Source organism: Segeticoccus rhizosphaerae (genome assembly GCF_005222685.1).
Taxonomy (GTDB): Bacteria; Actinomycetota; Actinomycetes; order Actinomycetales; family Dermatophilaceae; genus Segeticoccus; species Segeticoccus rhizosphaerae.
In genome coordinates, this window is the sequence record NZ_SWMA01000018.1 from 66827 (window position 1) to 82259 (window position 15433).

Below are 15433 nucleotides of genomic sequence, written 5' to 3' on the forward strand. Positions count from 1 at the left end.
GCCTCGTACGTCAAGTGCGCTTGAGGTCAACCCGAAGGTGGGGTCAGGCGATGCGGTCTCGATGAGGTCCCAGCAACAGGGCCAGACCCAGCTGCACCGCCATCAGACACAGCAGGGCCAGCCAGACGGTGTGGAAGCCACTGGCGGCGTCACGCACTGCGCCCATCGTCGCCGGGCCGAACGAAGCGACCGTGTAACTCACGAAGAAGCACATGGCCGCGAGTCGACCGCTGGCAGAAGGCGTCTCGGCGTAGTCCACCAGGAGCACCAGGCCCAGTGAGAAGGCCGCGCCCTGCCCCAGACCCAGGATGACGACCCACGCCCAGGGTGCCGCCTCCGGGGCGAAGGCGAGGCCTGACATGCCAACCGTCCCGAGCAGGCCGACCGGCAGCAGCAGCAGTCGGCGGTCACGCACCCGGTCGGTGAGCACCGGCCCGACGAGACCGGAGACGAGCTGCGCCAGGGTGAAGGCCGCGAGCAGGTAACCGGCCAGGGAGGGGGCCCACCCGTGGGCGACGTAGGAAGGCGCGACCCAGGCCAGGCTGGAGTAGAACTGCCACGACTGCACGCCCAGGTAGGCCGCCACCGCCCACGCCGTCAGGTGACGCCACGGCAGGCGGTGCGGATCGTCCGGAGGAGCAAAGGTGGCACGCTGCGTGCGCTCCCGGGCGGAGACGGGCAGCCAGGCCAGTGCGCCCACCAGCCCGAGCAGCGACCACGAGGCCAGTGACGCCTCCCACGAGCCGAGCCAGTGTGAGAAGGGGACCGCGAGCGCGGAGGACAGCGCGGCGCCACCCATCATGGAGAGCATGTAGAGCCCGGTGACCAGCCCCGCGCGCTGTGGCGGGAAGAGCTCCTTGACCAGGCTGGGCAGCAGCGTGCCGGCGATGGCGATACCGACCCCGGCGACGAACGTGCCGACATACAGCGTCCAGATCTCGGCACCGGCCAGGCGCAGGAGGCAGCCGACGACGACGCCCACCGTCGCGAGCTGGACGGCTCCGGCGGGGCCGACCCGTCGGCCGAGTCGGGCAGCCAGCGGCGCGAACAGCCCCATGCACAGGACCGGGAGGGTGGTGAGGGCACCGGACCAGGCACTCGACAGGTGCAGGTCGGCCTCGATCGTGTCGACCAGCGGCGGCACGCTGGCGATCACCGCGCGCAGGTTGATCGACACCGCCACCAGGGCGAGCGCGAGGAGCCACGGCGGGCGGCGCGTGGCCGGCGCGGTCACGTGGTGTCCAGCACGAGGTCGGCGTGGTCGCGGGGCCGGTGCCGGGCGAAGAGGGACTCCTCCTGCCTCGCCCACCGGTCCCAGTGCGGCCGGTAGCTCTCGCCGTCGCGGGCGAGCGCGCGCGAGCGGCGGGTGTCCCCGGCCGCGTCGAGCCAGACCCGGACCGACTCGAGGGCGGCGCACGGCGGGACGCTGCACCCTGCACCCTCGACGACCAGCAGCCCCGTGGGAGGGAGGGTGACCGTCTCGCCGTCTCGCCCCTCCAGCCAGTCGAACCGCCGGTATGCCGCCCGCTCACCGCGCGAGAGCGGCTGCAGCACCTGGTCGTGGAGCCGCCGCACCCCCCGGGCCAGGCCGTCCCAGCCCGGGTAGAGGTCGTCGAGGTGGAGCAGCTGCGGGCGCCTCGACGGGGCCGACGTCGGCAGCACCGCGTCCGTGAGCGCACCCAGCAGCGCCTCGACGAAGGTGGTCTTGCCGGCGCCGCTGCGGCCGTCGACCGCGACGACCAACGTGCTGCCGCACCGCGGTCCGGTCTGCGCGACGAGGTCGGTGACGGCCGCGAGGGTCGACGCGGACGGTCCCGGTGGCATGTCCGCACCCTAGACGCGTCGGCTCGTCGACTCGTTGCTGGATAGGCTCGAGCGGTGAGCGTTGCCATCCGCGTCATCCCGTGCCTGGACGTCGACGCCGGGCGGGTGGTGAAGGGCGTCAACTTCGCGCGGCTGCGCGACGCCGGGGATCCGGTGGAGCTGGCCCAGCGCTACGACGCCCAGGGGGCCGACGAGCTCACCTTCCTCGACGTGACGGCCAGCAGCGGCGACCGCGAGACGACCTACGAGGTGGTGGGCCGCACCGCCGAGCAGGTCTTCATCCCGTTGACCGTGGGCGGCGGCGTGCGCACGGTCGAGGACGTCGACCGGCTGCTGCGTGCCGGCGCCGACAAGGTGGGCGTCAACACGGCGGCGATCGCCGACCCGGAGCTGATCGCGCGCGTGGCCGACCGTTTCGGGTCCCAGGTGCTGGTGCTCTCGGCCGACGTCCGACGCAGACGCGACGACACCGGTGCGGCCACGGAGGACTTCGAGGTGACGACGCACGGCGGCCGCAGGGGGACCGGCCTCGACGCGGTGGAGTGGTGCGCGCGGGCCGCCGAGCTCGGCGCCGGCGAGATCCTGCTCAACTCGATGGACGCCGACGGCACCAAGGAGGGCTTCGACCTTCCCCTGATCCGCCGGGTCCGTGCCGAGGTGCGCGTGCCCCTGATCGCCAGCGGGGGGGCTGGCCGGGCGGCCGACTTCCCGCCGGCGGTGCAGGCGGGGGCGGACGCCGTCCTCGCGGCGAGCGTCTTCCACTTCGGCGAGCTGTCCGTCGGGGACGTCAAGGACGCGCTGCGCGCGGACGGCATACCGGTCCGCTGACCCTCCGACTCCACCGACCACGCCGCCTCGTGCCGCCCTCTGCGGCGGAAAGGATATGGCGGTCAGAGACCGAGGTCGGACGACTCGAAGGCCGCCACGGCCGCGGGCGGCCCGTCCACCTCGACCTCGGCGACGCGACCACGGCCGAAGGCGAGCAGGACCAGCTCGCCCGGGCTGCTGCGCAGGACGACGCTGCCCTGGTCGCGGGGCGACCGCAGCTGGCGGCGACCGTGCTGCGGAGTGACCGCCACCACGCCGACCGGGCAGCCACGCAGCAACACGCGTCCCATCCGGGTCAGGGTCGACCACAGCGCGGCCTCGAGGTCGGGGTCGAGGTCACGCCGCACGGGCGCCTCACCGGCACGCAGCACATCCTCGTGGTGGACGAAGTACTCCACCAGGTTGACCACCTCGTCGAGAGGTGCGATCGAGACCGGCGACCACCGGGGCGGCCCGGAGCGGACCAGGTCCACCAGGTGCGGCCAGTCCTGCGCGGCGTAGCTGTCCTGGGTGCGCCGCGCGTGCTGCCCCAGGACGGGCGCCTGTGGCACGGCTGAACCGATCACCGTGTCCGGCCGGCGGTCGCGGATGACCAGGTGGGCCGCCAGGTCACGGGTGAGCCACGGGTCGCAGAGAGTGGGTGCGTCCCGGCCGACCCGCTCGAAGGTGTCGCAGAGGGACTGGCGTTCGAGCCGGGCGAGGTGGGCCATAGGCTCATCCTGCCATCGTCACGACGCGGCCCGGGGGTCGGAGCGTGAGAGGCTGGTTCGTCCCACCCCACCTTCACCGATCCCGGAGGACACGTGTCGTCGGCGACCCCGCCCAGCCTGCGTCGTGGCCTCTCCATCCTCGGCACCGGGATCCGCCAGCAGCCGCGGTGGTTCGCGCTCGCCGTCCTCGGCAGCGCCCTCTACGGCGTCATGACCGTGGCCACCGCGTGGGCCATCGGCAAGGTCACGCGCGAGGTCGTGAGCCCGGCGATCCAGGCCGGCGAGGTCACCGCCGGGCAGCTGTGGTCAGCCGGCCTGCTGCTGGGCGGAGTGACCCTGCTCAACGTCCTGGGCGTGATCGTGCGCCGGATCAGCGCCGGGGTCACCTTCTTCAACCTCAGCGCGATGTACCGGCGGCGGGTAACCAGGCAGTACCTCCGGCTGCCGCTGTCCTGGCACCACCGACACCCCTCCGGACAGCTGTTGTCCAACGCCAACGCCGACGTCGAGGCGAGTTGGGAGGTCTTCAACCCGTTGCCGATGGCCGTCGGCGTCCTCGTCATGCTCGCTGTCGGCATCGTGCAGATGTTCGCCGTCGACTCGGTGCTCGCGGTGATCGGTCTGCTCGTGTTCCCGGCGCTCTTCCTGGCCAACCTCGCATTCCAGCGCCGGATGTCGCCGCGCGTGACGCTCGCGCAACAGCTACGCGCCGAGGTCTCCGAGGTGGCGCACGAGAGCCTGGAGGCGGGACTGGTCGTCAAGGCGATGGGACGCGAGGAGCAGGAGGCCACCCGGTTCACCCACGTCACCCACCGGCTGCGTGACGCCAACATCGAGGTCGGCCGGACCCGCGGCACCTTCGACCCGGTGATCGAGGCGATCCCCACCCTTGGCACGCTCGCCGTGCTGGGCTTCGGCACCGCGCGGGTCGCCTCTGGCGCGATCGGCGCCGCCGAGGTGGTGCAGATCGCCTACCTTTTCTCGATCCTTGCCTTCCCCGTCCGAGCCCTGGGCTGGGTGCTGTCCGAACTGCCGCGCACCGTGGTCGGATTCGACCGCGTCAACCGCGTCCTGCAAGCCGAGGGGCAGATGCCGTATGGCGATGGCGACCTGCCGCGCGACGGCGCGGCAGGGGTGCGTGCGACCGGGATCAGCTACGGCTACGACGTCAGCCGCGACGACGCCAGGGTCGACAAGGACAAACCCGCGGTCCGCGAGGTGACCCTCACCCTTCCTGCCGGAGGGACCACGGCGCTGGTCGGTCCGACCGGCTCGGGCAAGTCGACGCTCACGTCGCTCGTCCTGCGGCTCGTGGACCCGGACACCGGTGTCGTCGCCCTCGACGGCATCGACCTGCGTGAGGTGACCAGGGGCGGGATCCCGGAGGTCGGCGCGCTCGTCGCCCAGCAGACCTTCATGTTCGACGACAGCGTGCGCGGCAACGTCACCCTGGGTGCCCCGTACGACGATGCGCAGGTCCGCGAGGCCCTGCGCGTGGCGCAGGCCGACGAGTTCGTGGCGGCGTTGCCGGAGGGTGTCGAGACGCGCGTAGGAGAGAGAGGGGCGTCGCTCTCGGGCGGCCAACGGCAACGGATCGCCCTGGCACGTGCGGTGATCCGCGAGCCGCGACTGCTCGTCCTCGATGACGCGACGAGTGCTGTCGACCCCAGCGTCGAGCAGGCGATCCTGGCCGGGCTGCGGACCGGTCGGAGCGGCACCACCGTGCTCGTCGTGGCCTACCGCATGGCCACGATCAGGCTCGCCGACGACGTGGTCTACCTCGACCACGGCCGCGTCGTGGACCATGGCACGCACGACGAGCTGATGGCACGGTGCACCGGCTACCGGAGGCTCGTCACGGCATACGCGCGGGAGGCGGAGGAACGCGCGGCGGTGGCCGCCGACGAGGAGTCGGCCTCCCTGGTCGACGCGGGCGAGCAGCGATGAGCGCCACCACCACACCGCGCCGGTCCACAGACCTCGCCGACGGCCCGACCCTGGACACGGGGCAGACGCTGCGGCGCGGGCTGGAGCTCTCGCCCGAGCTGCGCAAGGGGATCCTCGTCACGATCGGGCTGGCCCTGGTCTCGACGATCGGCCGGGTGCTCGTGCCGTTCGTCGTGCAGCAGACGACCGACCGGGGGATCCTCGCGCCGGGCGGCCCCGACGTCGGCATCGTGGTGTTCTTCGTGGCCGTGGCCGCCGTCGGTGTGCTGCTGACGGCGGTGACGTCGTACTTCGTCAACATCCGACTGTTCCGCGCCTCAGAGAGTGGCCTGTCCACGTTGCGCATCAAGGCGTTTCGGCACATCCACGACCTGTCGGTGCTGACCCAGAACACCGAACGGCGCGGCTCCCTCGTGTCACGGGTGACCAGCGACGTCGACACCATCTCCAAGTTCGTCCAGTTCGGCGGGCTGATGTTCATCGTGTCGCTGGGGCAGCTCACCGTAGCCACCGTGCTGATGCTGGTCTACAGCCCCGTGCTCGCGCTCGTCGTGTGGGCCTGCTTCGTGCCGCTGTTCTTCATCATCCGCAAGTTCCAGGGCATCGTCGGACGGGCCTACACGGCTGTCCGCGAACGGGTCGGGGACCTGCTCGGGGCGGTGGCCGAGTCGGTTGTCGGGGCGGCGACCATCCGGGCCTATGGCGTGGAGGACCGCACGGCAGCCCGGCTCGACTCGGCCATCGAGGCCCACCGGCGCGCGGCGATCGGCGCCCAGGCGCGCTCTGTCCTCGCCTTCACCACCGGACAGCTCGTCTCGGGCCTGACCACCACCGTCGTGATCGTCGTCGGGACGGTCCTCGCGGTGCGGGGGCACCTCAGCCTGGGTGAGCTGCTGGCGTTCCTCTTCCTGGTCAACCTCTTCACCCAGCCGGTCCAGACGGCGACCGAGATCCTCAACGAGATGCAGAACGCCGTGGCCGGGTGGCGCCGGGTGATCGCGGTCATCGACACCCCGGCGGACGTGGCCGACCCCGGTGAGGCCGGGGTGCGGCTACCGCGCGGGCCGATCACCGTCGAGTTCGACGACGTGTCGTTCGCCTACCCGGGCGGCGAGACGGTGCTGCGCGACGTCGCCCTCGAGATCGCGCCCCGGTCGAGGGTGGCCGTCGTCGGCGAGACCGGCTCGGGCAAGACCACCTTGGCCAAGCTGCTGACCCGGCTGATGGACCCGGGACACGGCGCCGTGCGGATCGACGGGGTCGACCTGCGCCACGTCCGGTTCGACTCGTTGCGCAGTCGGATCGTGATGGTGCCGCAGGAGGGTTTCCTCTTCGACACCACGTTGCTCGACAACGTCCGGTTCGGCCGGCCGACGGCCACCGATGACGAGGTGCGGCTCGCGATCACCGAGCTCGGGCTCGACGAGTGGCTGGCGGGCCTGCCGCGCGGACTGGATACCCGGGTCGGCCAGCGCGGCGAGTCCCTGTCGGCGGGGGAGCGCCAGCTCGTGGCGCTGGCGCGGGCCTACCTCGCCGACCCCGACCTGCTCGTGCTCGACGAGGCGACCTCGGCGGTGGATCCGTCGACCGAGGTGCGCATCCAGCGCGCCCTCGAGGGACTGACCCGGGGGCGGACGTCGGTCGCGATCGCGCACCGGCTGTCGACCGCGGAGGCCGCCGACGAGGTCATCGTGGTCGACCGTGGCCGGATCGTGCAACGCGGGCCGCACCACGAGCTCGTGCAGGAACGGGGGAGCGTCTACGCCGGCCTGCACGCCTCCTGGGCCGCGCAGCAGACCGGCTGATACCACCGCGATCGGTGAGGCAAAGCGCGTCACAGGTGACGTCAGCTGCCGCACACACGCTCGTGGGCGCCCGGTCGGGCGCCCGCCTGGGAGCACGGCACAATGGAGCGGTGCCTGACAGCCCCTCCCTCGACCCCTCGATCGCCGCTCGCCTCAAGCGTGACCAGGCGGGGCTGGTGTGTGCCGTGGTTCAGCAGCATGACACCGGCGAGGTGCTCATGGTCGGCTGGATGGACGACGAGGCACTGCGCCGCACCCTGACCAGCGGCCGTGTCACCTTCTGGTCGCGCAGCCGCGCGGAGTACTGGCGCAAGGGCGACACCTCCGGCCACCTGCAGCACGTCAGGGGCGTGGCCCTCGACTGCGACGGCGACGCACTGCTGGTGCGGGTCGACCAGGTCGGTCCGGCCTGCCACACCGGCACGCACAGCTGTTTCGACGGCCGTGACCTCCCCGCGGTGCAGGGAGCCCGACCGTGAGCAACGCCCCGACGACCCCAGCGACGGCGCAGCAGGCCACGCCAGGTGGCGGGCAGCCGGGCCCGGCCGACACCGGGCGGTCGGCGACGCCGACGCCGGACCTGCGGTATGGCGTGACCTGGCCCTCGCTCGAAGGGTTCGCCGAGCAGGCACGAGACCGCCGCGTGATCCCCGTCGTCCGGCGGTTCCTCGCCGACGCGGAGACTCCGGTCGGCGTCTACCGCAAGCTCGCGAAGGACCGTCCCGGCACCTTCCTGCTCGAGTCCGCCGAGCACGGTGGCGTGTGGTCGCGCTACTCCATCGTGGGCGCCGCGTGCCGGGCGACCCTGACCGAGCGCGACGGGCGGGCCCACTGGATCGGGGAGCCCCCGGTCGGTGTGCCGGTCGACGGCGACCCGCTGACCGCCCTCCGCGCCACCGTCGAGACCTTGTCGACGCCTCCACTGCCCGGTCTCCCGCCGCTGACCGGCGGGATGGTCGGGGCCATCACCTACGACGCCGTCCGCCGCTGGGAGAAGGTGCCGGACAACGCCCCTGACGAGCTGCACCTGCCCGAGCTCGCGATGATGCTCGCGACCGAACTCGCGGTGCTCGACCACGCCGACGGTTCGCTGCTGCTCGTGGCCAACGCGGTCAACTACGACGCCACCGACGAGCGGATGGCCGAGGCACATCAGGACGCGGTCGCGCGGCTCGACCAGATGACGGCCGACCTCGCGGCGCCCGCGCCGAGCACCGTGGCCGTCATCGAGCCGGCCGGGCCGGAGCCGACCAGCAACCACACGCCCGAGCAGTTCCACGCCGTCGTCGAGGCCGGCAAGGAGGCGATCCGGGCGGGCGAGGTGTTCCAGGTCGTGCTGTCCCAACGGTTCTCGGTGCCCTGCCCGGCGGACTCGCTCGACGTCTACCGCGCGCTGCGTGCCTCCAATCCCAGCCCCTACATGTACCTGCTGCGCCTCCCGGCACCGGACGGGTCGTCATACGACGTCGTGGGGTCCAGCCCGGAGGCGCTCGTCAAGGTGACCGGCCGACGCGCGATCACGCACCCGATCGCCGGTTCGCGGCCACGCGGCGCAACGCCCGAGGCCGATGTCGCCAACGGCGAGGACCTGCTCGCCGATCCCAAGGAGCGCTCCGAGCACGTCATGCTGGTCGACCTGTCGCGCAACGACCTGCAACGGGTCTGCGCCGCAGGCAGCGTGGACGTCGTGGAGTTCATGCAGGTCCGGCGCTACAGCCACATCATGCACCTGGAGTCCACCGTGGTCGGCGAGCTGCGCGACGAGTGCGGCGCGTATGACGTGCTGGCCGCCACGTTCCCGGCCGGCACTCTGTCCGGGGCGCCGAAGTCGAGGGCCATGGCACTCATCGACGAGCTCGAGCCGAGCCGGCGGGGGATCTACGGCGGCGTCGTCGGCTACCTCGACTTCGCGGGAGACCTCGACATGGCCATCGCGATCCGCACCGCCGTGATCCGCGACGGTGTGGCCCACGTGCAGGCCGGTGGTGGCATCGTCGCCGACTCGGTGCCGCAGCTGGAGTTCGAGGAGAGCGTCAACAAGGCTGCCGCCGCGCTGCGGGCCGTGGCCGCCGCCACGGGGTTGAGGGCGCCGTGAGCGCCGGGGCCGACGAGCAACCGGGCCGCCGGAACGGCTGGACCGACCGGCTGCTGTCCAAGCGCGTGGTGTTGGTGCTCGTCCTCGTGGGCGCCGCCGTCCTGCTGGTCACCGGCTCACGCGTCTGGCTCGAGGGCAACGTGGACGACACGGTCCTCGGGGCGAGTGCCATCCACGGCACGGGTTCGCAGGTGGCCAAGGGCGTGCTCGGTGCGGCCCTGGTCGGTGCCGCAGCGGCCGTCGCCGCCGCCACTGCCGGTCGGCTGGTGCGAGTGGTCGCCGCGCTCGCGACGACGCTGGCCGCCGCGCTGGCCCTGGTCGTCGTGATCCGCATCCTGCTCGACCCGGGCGCCTCTCTGGGCGAGCTGGCCGCCACCACGACCGGGCGAACCGGCACGGTGCCGGCCAGCGGCCACGCCACCGTGTGGCCGTGGATCGCGGCGGCGGCCAGCCTGGCGATGGGCGTCGGCGGCGTGCTTGCCCTGGCTGCGGGCCGGCGATGGAGCGGGCTCTCGAAGCGGTATGACGCGCCAGCCGCCCAGCCCCGGGCGCGCAGCGCGTGGGACCAGCTGTCCGAAGGCTCGGACCCGACCCGGGATGACGCCGGCCGGGACGTGCCCGGCAGGCCGAAGCCGGAGGGTCGTCACCGCGGCGACGGCTCTGCCTGACACAATGACGCCCAAGGCCACCACTCGACAGCGCAAGGAGAACGCCACCATGGCTGCAGATCACGATGACGGTCAGAGCGTCGCAGCCTGGACGGCGGTCGGCGTCCTGCTCGTCGGGGCGGCGGTGATCTGCTTCGGCATCGGCTTCGGGATCGTGTGGCTCGACATCGTCGGGGTCGTCGTCTGTGCCCTCGGGCTGGTCGCGGGGAAGGTGCTGGCCATGGCTGGTTTCGGGGTCGACGCGGCCGAGCACAAGCACTCCGCCGCCTCGGGCTCGAAGTCCCAGAGTGCTGATGCGTCGCAGGCCCGCCAGCAGACGCAGGAGTGAGGCGGATTCGGAGTCAGGATCCCTGCCGGTTAGCCTAGTCCGGTGTCCACAGTCCTTGACGAGATCCTCGAGGGTGTCCGGGCCGACCTCGCCGATCGCCAGTCCGAGACCTCTCTGGACGACCTGAGGAGCCAGGCCGCCCAGATGCCCCCGGCCCGAGACGCGCTCGCCGCGTTGCGGATGCCGGGCGTGGGCGTCATAGCCGAGGTGAAACGCACCAGCCCGAGCAAGGGCGCCCTCGCGATGATCGCCGATCCGGCAGGTCTTGCAGCGGACTACGCCGACGGCGGTGCCAGCATCATCAGCGTCCTGACCGAGCGTCGCCGCTTCGGCGGAAGCCTCGCCGACCTTCGCGCGGTGCGTGCAGCCGTGGACGTCCCGGTCCTGCGCAAGGACTTCATCGTGTCCAGCTACCAGTTGTGGGAGGCCCGCGCCCACGGCGCCGACCTCGTGCTGCTCATCGTCGCGGCCCTCGAGCAGGACGCCCTGGTCGGGCTGCGGGAGCGAGCCGAGTCGCTCGGCATGACGGCTCTGGTCGAGGTCCATGAGGAGAGCGAGCTCGACCGAGCCGTCGACGCCGGAGCGAGGGTCATCGGCATCAACGCGCGCAACCTCAAGACGCTGGAGGTCGACCGTGGCACCTTCGCCACGTTGGCGCCCCGGATCCCGTCAGGTGTGGTCCGCGTCGCCGAGTCCGGCGTGCGCGGCCCCTACGACGTGATGGACTACGCCCGCTCGGGTGCCGACGCCGTGCTCGTGGGTGAGAGCCTGGTCACCGGTGGGCACCCACGCGAGTCCGTCGCCGACCTGGTCGCGGCGGGAGCCCACCCGGCCCTGCGCCACCAGGGGACATGATGAGCGGCGACGACGAGCGGCGAGGACGGAGCGAAGCGACCCGCAGCCGAGGAGCGCGACCAGACGACATGATGGCGGCGGAGCACCCGGGCCGCTTCGGAGCGTATGGCGGTCGCTTCGTCCCGGAGGCGCTGGTCGCGGCGCTGGAGGAGCTCGACGAGGCGCGCCTCAAGGCGGCCACCGACCCAGCGTTCCAGGGCGAGCTCGAGCGCCTGCATCGCACCTACACCGGTCGACCGAGCATCCTCACCGAGGTGCCTCGCTTCGCGGAGCACGCCGGCGGGGCTCGGGTCCTGCTCAAGCGGGAGGACCTCAACCACACCGGCTCGCACAAGATCAACAACGTGCTCGGCCAGGCCCTGCTGACGAGGCGGATGGGCAAGTCGCGGATCATCGCCGAGACCGGCGCCGGCCAGCACGGGGTGGCCAGCGCCACGGCGGCGGCCCTGCTCGGGCTGACGTGCACGGTCTACATGGGCGAGAAGGACACCCGGCGACAGGCGCTCAACGTGGCTCGGATGCGGCTCCTCGGTGCTGAGGTCGTGCCGGTCGCCCACGGCAGCGCCACCCTGAAGGACGCCATCAACGAGGCCATGCGTGACTGGGTGACCAATGTCGGGGACACGCACTACCTCATCGGCACGGTGACCGGTCCGCACCCCTTCCCCGAGATGGTGCGCGACTTCCACCGCATCATCGGCGTGGAGGCCAGGGCCCAGGTGCTCGACCTGGTGGGCCGCCTGCCCGATGCCGTCTGCGCCTGTGTGGGTGGAGGGTCCAACGCCATGGGCATCTTCCACCGCTTCATCGATGACGCGTCGGTCCGCCTCATCGGGCTCGAGGCCGGCGGTGAGGGCATCGAGTCCGGCCACCACGCCGCCCGGTTCAGCGGCGGCATACCGGGGGTGCTGCACGGGGCACAGACCTACGTGCTGCAGGACGAGGACGGTCAGACGCTTCCGTCCCACTCGGTCTCGGCCGGGCTCGACTACCCCAGCGTCGGTCCGGAGCACGCCTTCCTGCGCGACTCCGGCCGCGCGGAGTACCGCCCGATCACCGACAAAGAGGCGATGGACGCCTTTGCGCTGCTGTGCCGCACCGAGGGCATCCTGCCGGCCCTCGAGAGCGCCCACGCGCTGGCCGGCGCGCTGGAGGTCGGCCGCGAGCTCGGGCCCGAAGGCGTGGTCCTGGTCAACCTCTCCGGGCGGGGCGACAAGGACGTCGACACCGCCGCGCGTTGGTTCGGCCTCGTCGAGGACGGGGAGAGCCAGTCGTGACCCGGTTGTCCGACGTCCTCGCCCGCACGCGCGAGGAGGAGCGTGCCGCGCTCGTGGGCTACCTGCCGGTCGGCTACCCCGACGTGCCGGGGTCGATCGAGGCCATGACCGCTGTCGTGGAGGCCGGGGCCGACGTCATCGAGGTGGGCGTCCCCTACAGCGATCCGTTGATGGACGGCCCGGTGATCCAGCATGCTGCCGAGACCGCACTGGCGGGCGGTGTCCGGCTGCGGGACCTGTTCACCGCGGTCCGCGCCGTCGCCGACGCCGGCGCAGCGGTCGTGGTCATGACCTACTGGAACCCCGTGCTGCGGTATGGCGTGGAGCGCTTCGCCGCCGACCTCGCCGCTGCTGGTGGTTCCGGCCTGATCACGCCGGACCTGATCCCGGACGAGGCGAGCGAGTGGCTCGAAGCGGCGAAGCGGCACCACCTGGACCCCATCTTCCTCGTGGCGCCCAGCTCCACCGACGAGCGCCTCGCCCTGACCACGGCGGCGACGAGCGGCTTCGTCTACGCCGCCTCCACGATGGGGGTCACCGGAGCGCGCGCCAGCGTCGGCGACGCGGCCCACGTTCTCGTCGAGCGCACCCGCAAGGTCACCGACCTGCCGGTCTGCGTCGGGCTCGGGGTCTCCGACCGAGAGCAGGCCGCCCAGGTGGCCGGGTTTGCGGACGGGGTGATCGTGGGTTCTGTCCTGGTGCGTCAGCTGGCCGATGCCGCGGCGCCGGCGGACGGCCTCGCGGGGCTGCAGGCGGTCGTGCGAGAACTGGCGCTCGGGGTGCGGGAAGGACACACGCGATGAGTGGGACCAGCGAGACGGAGACCATGGCGGGAGCTTCGCGCAAACCCCTCGTCCTGGACCTGATCGGCTTGGCGGCCCGCCTGATCCTCGGCGGCGTCGTCCTGGTCGCCGGGCTGCTCAAGGTCACCGACCCGACGGCGGCCGAGCGCGCCGTCCGCGCCTACCAGATCCTCCCCTACGACCTGGCCGGCACCGTGGGCCTGGTCCTGCCGATCGTCGAGATCGTGGCGGGCGTCCTGCTCATCCTCGGCCTGTTCACCCGCATCGCCGCAGTCATCGGCGGTCTGCTGATGATCGCCTTCATCATCGGCATCGCGTCCGCCTGGGCCCGCGGCCTGACCATCGAATGTGGTTGTTTCGGCGGCGGGGGAACTATTCCGGCCGCTGAGACGAATTACCTACCAGAGATCCTGCGCGACATCGGACTGGTGATCTGCGCTGGCTGGCTGACCGTGCGACCTCGGACCACCTTCAGCCTCGACCGACGACTGTTCTGACAAGGAGCATCTCTCACCATGCGTCCCGACGCCTCTGCCAAGCTCGCCGCCAACAGACCCAAGGACGGACCCTCGAAGGTCCTCATCGGTGCCGTGATCGCCGCGGTCGCGATCATCGTCATCGTGGTCGTCGTCATCGTCAACGCGGAGCAGTCCAAGAGCAGCGCCGGGGGGTCGGCCAACGCCCTGTCCAACGGTGGTGGTGTGGTGGCCTACCCCGGCAAGGCATCCTCGGATGCGCCCACCGTGGATCTCTTCGAGGACTTCCAGTGCCCCTTCTGCAAGCACCTGGAGACCGCATCGGGCGCGGAGTTCGACAAGCTCGCCAAGAACGGTGACATCAAGCTGGTCGTCCACCCGATGACCATCCTCGACCGCCCGGGCACCGACGACTCGGTGCGTGCGGCGAACGCGGCCTACTGCGCGGACGACCAGGGCAAGTTCGTGGACTTCCGCAGGGTGGTCTTCGCCAACCAGCCGCAGGAGGGTGTGGGCTACACCGACGCCCAGCTCAAGCAGTTCGGGGCCGCAGCCGGGATCACGGGCGACGCCAAGAAGACCTTCGACCAGTGCGTCGACGCGCAGATCTACAAGAACTACGTCAACAACGTCCAGACCCAGGCCGAGAAGGCGGGCGTCTTCTCCACGCCGACGGTCAAGATCAACGGCAAGGCGGTCTCCAACCAGACCATGAACTCCTTCATGCAGGACCCGAGCGCGCTCGACAAGGCAGTCAAGGCCGCCACGAAGTGATCACGAGCATCCCCAGCCCGTCGACGGGCGTCTGGTGGCTGGGGCCGCTCGCCCTACGGGCGTATGCCCTGTGCATCCTCGCGGGGATCATCGTGGCGGTGTGGGTCGCGGGTCGCCGGTTGTACGACCGCGGTGCCGCCTCGACCGGTGTGGCGCTGGACATCTCCGGCTGGGCGGTGCCGTTCGGGATCGTCGGCGCCCGGATCTACCACGTCATCACGACGTGGCAGCCCTACTTCGGCGAGGGCGGCCACCCGATCGACGCGCTGAAGATCTGGCACGGCGGCCTCGGCATCTGGGGCGCGATCGCCTTCGGCGCCGTCGGCGCGTGGATCGGGTGTCGCCGCAAGAACGTCGCCTTCCTCGACTTCGCCGACGCGGCCGCTCCCGGCATCCTGGTCGCGCAGGCGTTCGGTCGGTGGGGCAACTACTTCAACAACGAGCTCTACGGTCACGCCACGGACGTGCCGTGGGCCCTGCAGATCCATGAGTGGGACCACAGCGCCGGCGCGGCGGTGCGCAACGCGGCGGGTCAGCCGATCGTCATCGGCACCTTCCAGCCGACGTTCCTCTACGAGGCGATCTGGTGCCTGCTCATCGCGGCGGCCATCGTGCTGATCGACCGTCGCCGAAGCCTCGGCAGGGGACGCGCCTTCTTTCTCTACGTGATGCTCTACCCGGTCGGCCGCGTCGTGTTCGAGCTGATGCGCACCGACCCGGCCAACCACATCTTCGGCCAACGGGTCAACGTCTGGGTCTGTGCCCTCGTGTTCCTGGCCGGGCTGATCGGCTTCCTCGTCGCGGGCCGCCGCCACCCCGACGGCGCCCCCCGCACCGTCCCTGCTACCGGACCGGCCGAACCGACCGATAACGCGGGCACCGCCGACACTGCCGGGAGCGCAGAAACTGCAGACACCAGCGCGACAGATACCGCCACCGCGTCGAAGAACTCCGACGACTCGAGCCCCTAGTACTACAGCCGCACTTAGTTTTTGCTGGTCCCGCGTGTCGACTGTGTGAGACTGGGAATTCACCGGCATGTT

The 15433-nt window shown here is 71.5% G+C and carries 16 protein-coding genes; 13 read left to right on the forward strand and 3 right to left on the reverse strand.

What is annotated here, in order from left to right; translation table 11 throughout:
• Positions 1-43 precede the first annotated feature (43 nt).
• A complete protein-coding gene (locus FCN22_RS13155) occupies positions 44-1234 on the reverse strand; it encodes an MFS transporter (protein WP_137122008.1) in 1191 nt (396 codons plus the stop codon).
• Positions 1231-1824 (reverse strand): nucleoside/nucleotide kinase family protein, encoded by a 594-nt coding sequence (locus FCN22_RS13160; protein WP_137122009.1) that lies wholly within the window; start codon positions 1822-1824, stop codon positions 1231-1233. The genes FCN22_RS13155 and FCN22_RS13160 overlap by 4 nt, the downstream gene beginning before the upstream one ends.
• Positions 1825-1878: 54 nt before the next feature.
• Here FCN22_RS13160 and hisF point away from each other — a divergent pair, with 54 nt between their 5' ends.
• Positions 1879-2652, forward strand: coding sequence for an imidazole glycerol phosphate synthase subunit HisF (gene hisF / locus FCN22_RS13165; RefSeq protein ID WP_137122010.1), 774 nt, complete (start codon positions 1879-1881; stop codon positions 2650-2652).
• 62 nt (positions 2653-2714) lie between these two features.
• On the opposite strand, the gene FCN22_RS13170 is transcribed toward hisF, so the two are convergent.
• Positions 2715-3362: a TIGR03085 family metal-binding protein gene (locus FCN22_RS13170; protein ID WP_137122011.1), complete on the reverse strand. Its 648-nt coding sequence runs from the start codon at positions 3360-3362 to the stop codon at positions 2715-2717.
• Positions 3363-3455: 93 nt separating this feature from the next.
• Here FCN22_RS13170 and FCN22_RS13175 point away from each other — a divergent pair, with 93 nt between their 5' ends.
• From FCN22_RS13175 to lgt, 12 genes are all read left to right on the forward strand, one after another.
• Positions 3456-5309 (forward strand): ABC transporter ATP-binding protein, encoded by a 1854-nt coding sequence (locus FCN22_RS13175; RefSeq protein WP_137122012.1) that lies wholly within the window; start codon positions 3456-3458, stop codon positions 5307-5309.
• A complete protein-coding gene (locus FCN22_RS13180) occupies positions 5306-7114 on the forward strand; it encodes an ABC transporter ATP-binding protein (protein WP_137122013.1) in 1809 nt (602 codons plus the stop codon). Before FCN22_RS13175 ends, FCN22_RS13180 begins: the two co-directional genes overlap by 4 nt.
• A 110-nt stretch (positions 7115-7224) precedes the next feature.
• Entirely contained in the window at positions 7225-7593 is a 369-nt protein-coding gene (gene hisI / locus FCN22_RS13185) for a phosphoribosyl-AMP cyclohydrolase (RefSeq protein WP_137122014.1), read from the forward strand.
• A complete protein-coding gene (locus tag FCN22_RS13190; RefSeq protein ID WP_137122015.1) occupies positions 7590-9209 on the forward strand; it encodes an anthranilate synthase component I in 1620 nt (539 codons plus the stop codon). The genes hisI and FCN22_RS13190 overlap by 4 nt, the downstream gene beginning before the upstream one ends.
• Positions 9206-9877 (forward strand): Trp biosynthesis-associated membrane protein, encoded by a 672-nt coding sequence (locus FCN22_RS13195; RefSeq protein ID WP_137122016.1) that lies wholly within the window; start codon positions 9206-9208, stop codon positions 9875-9877. Before FCN22_RS13190 ends, FCN22_RS13195 begins: the two co-directional genes overlap by 4 nt.
• Positions 9878-9926: 49 nt before the next feature.
• The gene (locus FCN22_RS13200; RefSeq protein WP_202911563.1) at positions 9927-10205 is read left to right on the forward strand and encodes an HGxxPAAW family protein; all 279 of its coding nucleotides are present in this window, start codon (positions 9927-9929) and stop codon (positions 10203-10205) included.
• Between the two features lie 42 nt (positions 10206-10247).
• The gene (gene trpC, locus FCN22_RS13205; RefSeq protein WP_137122017.1) at positions 10248-11060 is read left to right on the forward strand and encodes an indole-3-glycerol phosphate synthase TrpC; all 813 of its coding nucleotides are present in this window, start codon (positions 10248-10250) and stop codon (positions 11058-11060) included.
• Between the two features lie 71 nt (positions 11061-11131).
• Positions 11132-12337, forward strand: a complete 1206-nt coding sequence (gene trpB, locus FCN22_RS13210; protein WP_152186462.1) for a tryptophan synthase subunit beta — start codon at positions 11132-11134, stop codon at positions 12335-12337.
• Entirely contained in the window at positions 12334-13140 is an 807-nt protein-coding gene (gene trpA, locus FCN22_RS13215; RefSeq protein WP_137122018.1) for a tryptophan synthase subunit alpha, read from the forward strand. The genes trpB and trpA overlap by 4 nt, the downstream gene beginning before the upstream one ends.
• Positions 13137-13637 (forward strand): DoxX family protein, encoded by a 501-nt coding sequence (locus tag FCN22_RS13220; protein WP_238384722.1) that lies wholly within the window; start codon positions 13137-13139, stop codon positions 13635-13637. Before trpA ends, FCN22_RS13220 begins: the two co-directional genes overlap by 4 nt.
• Positions 13638-13655: 18 nt before the next feature.
• A complete protein-coding gene (locus FCN22_RS13225; RefSeq protein WP_137122019.1) occupies positions 13656-14390 on the forward strand; it encodes a DsbA family protein in 735 nt (244 codons plus the stop codon).
• Entirely contained in the window at positions 14387-15361 is a 975-nt protein-coding gene (gene lgt / locus FCN22_RS13230; protein ID WP_137122020.1) for a prolipoprotein diacylglyceryl transferase, read from the forward strand. The genes FCN22_RS13225 and lgt overlap by 4 nt, the downstream gene beginning before the upstream one ends.
• Positions 15362-15433 lie beyond the last annotated feature (72 nt).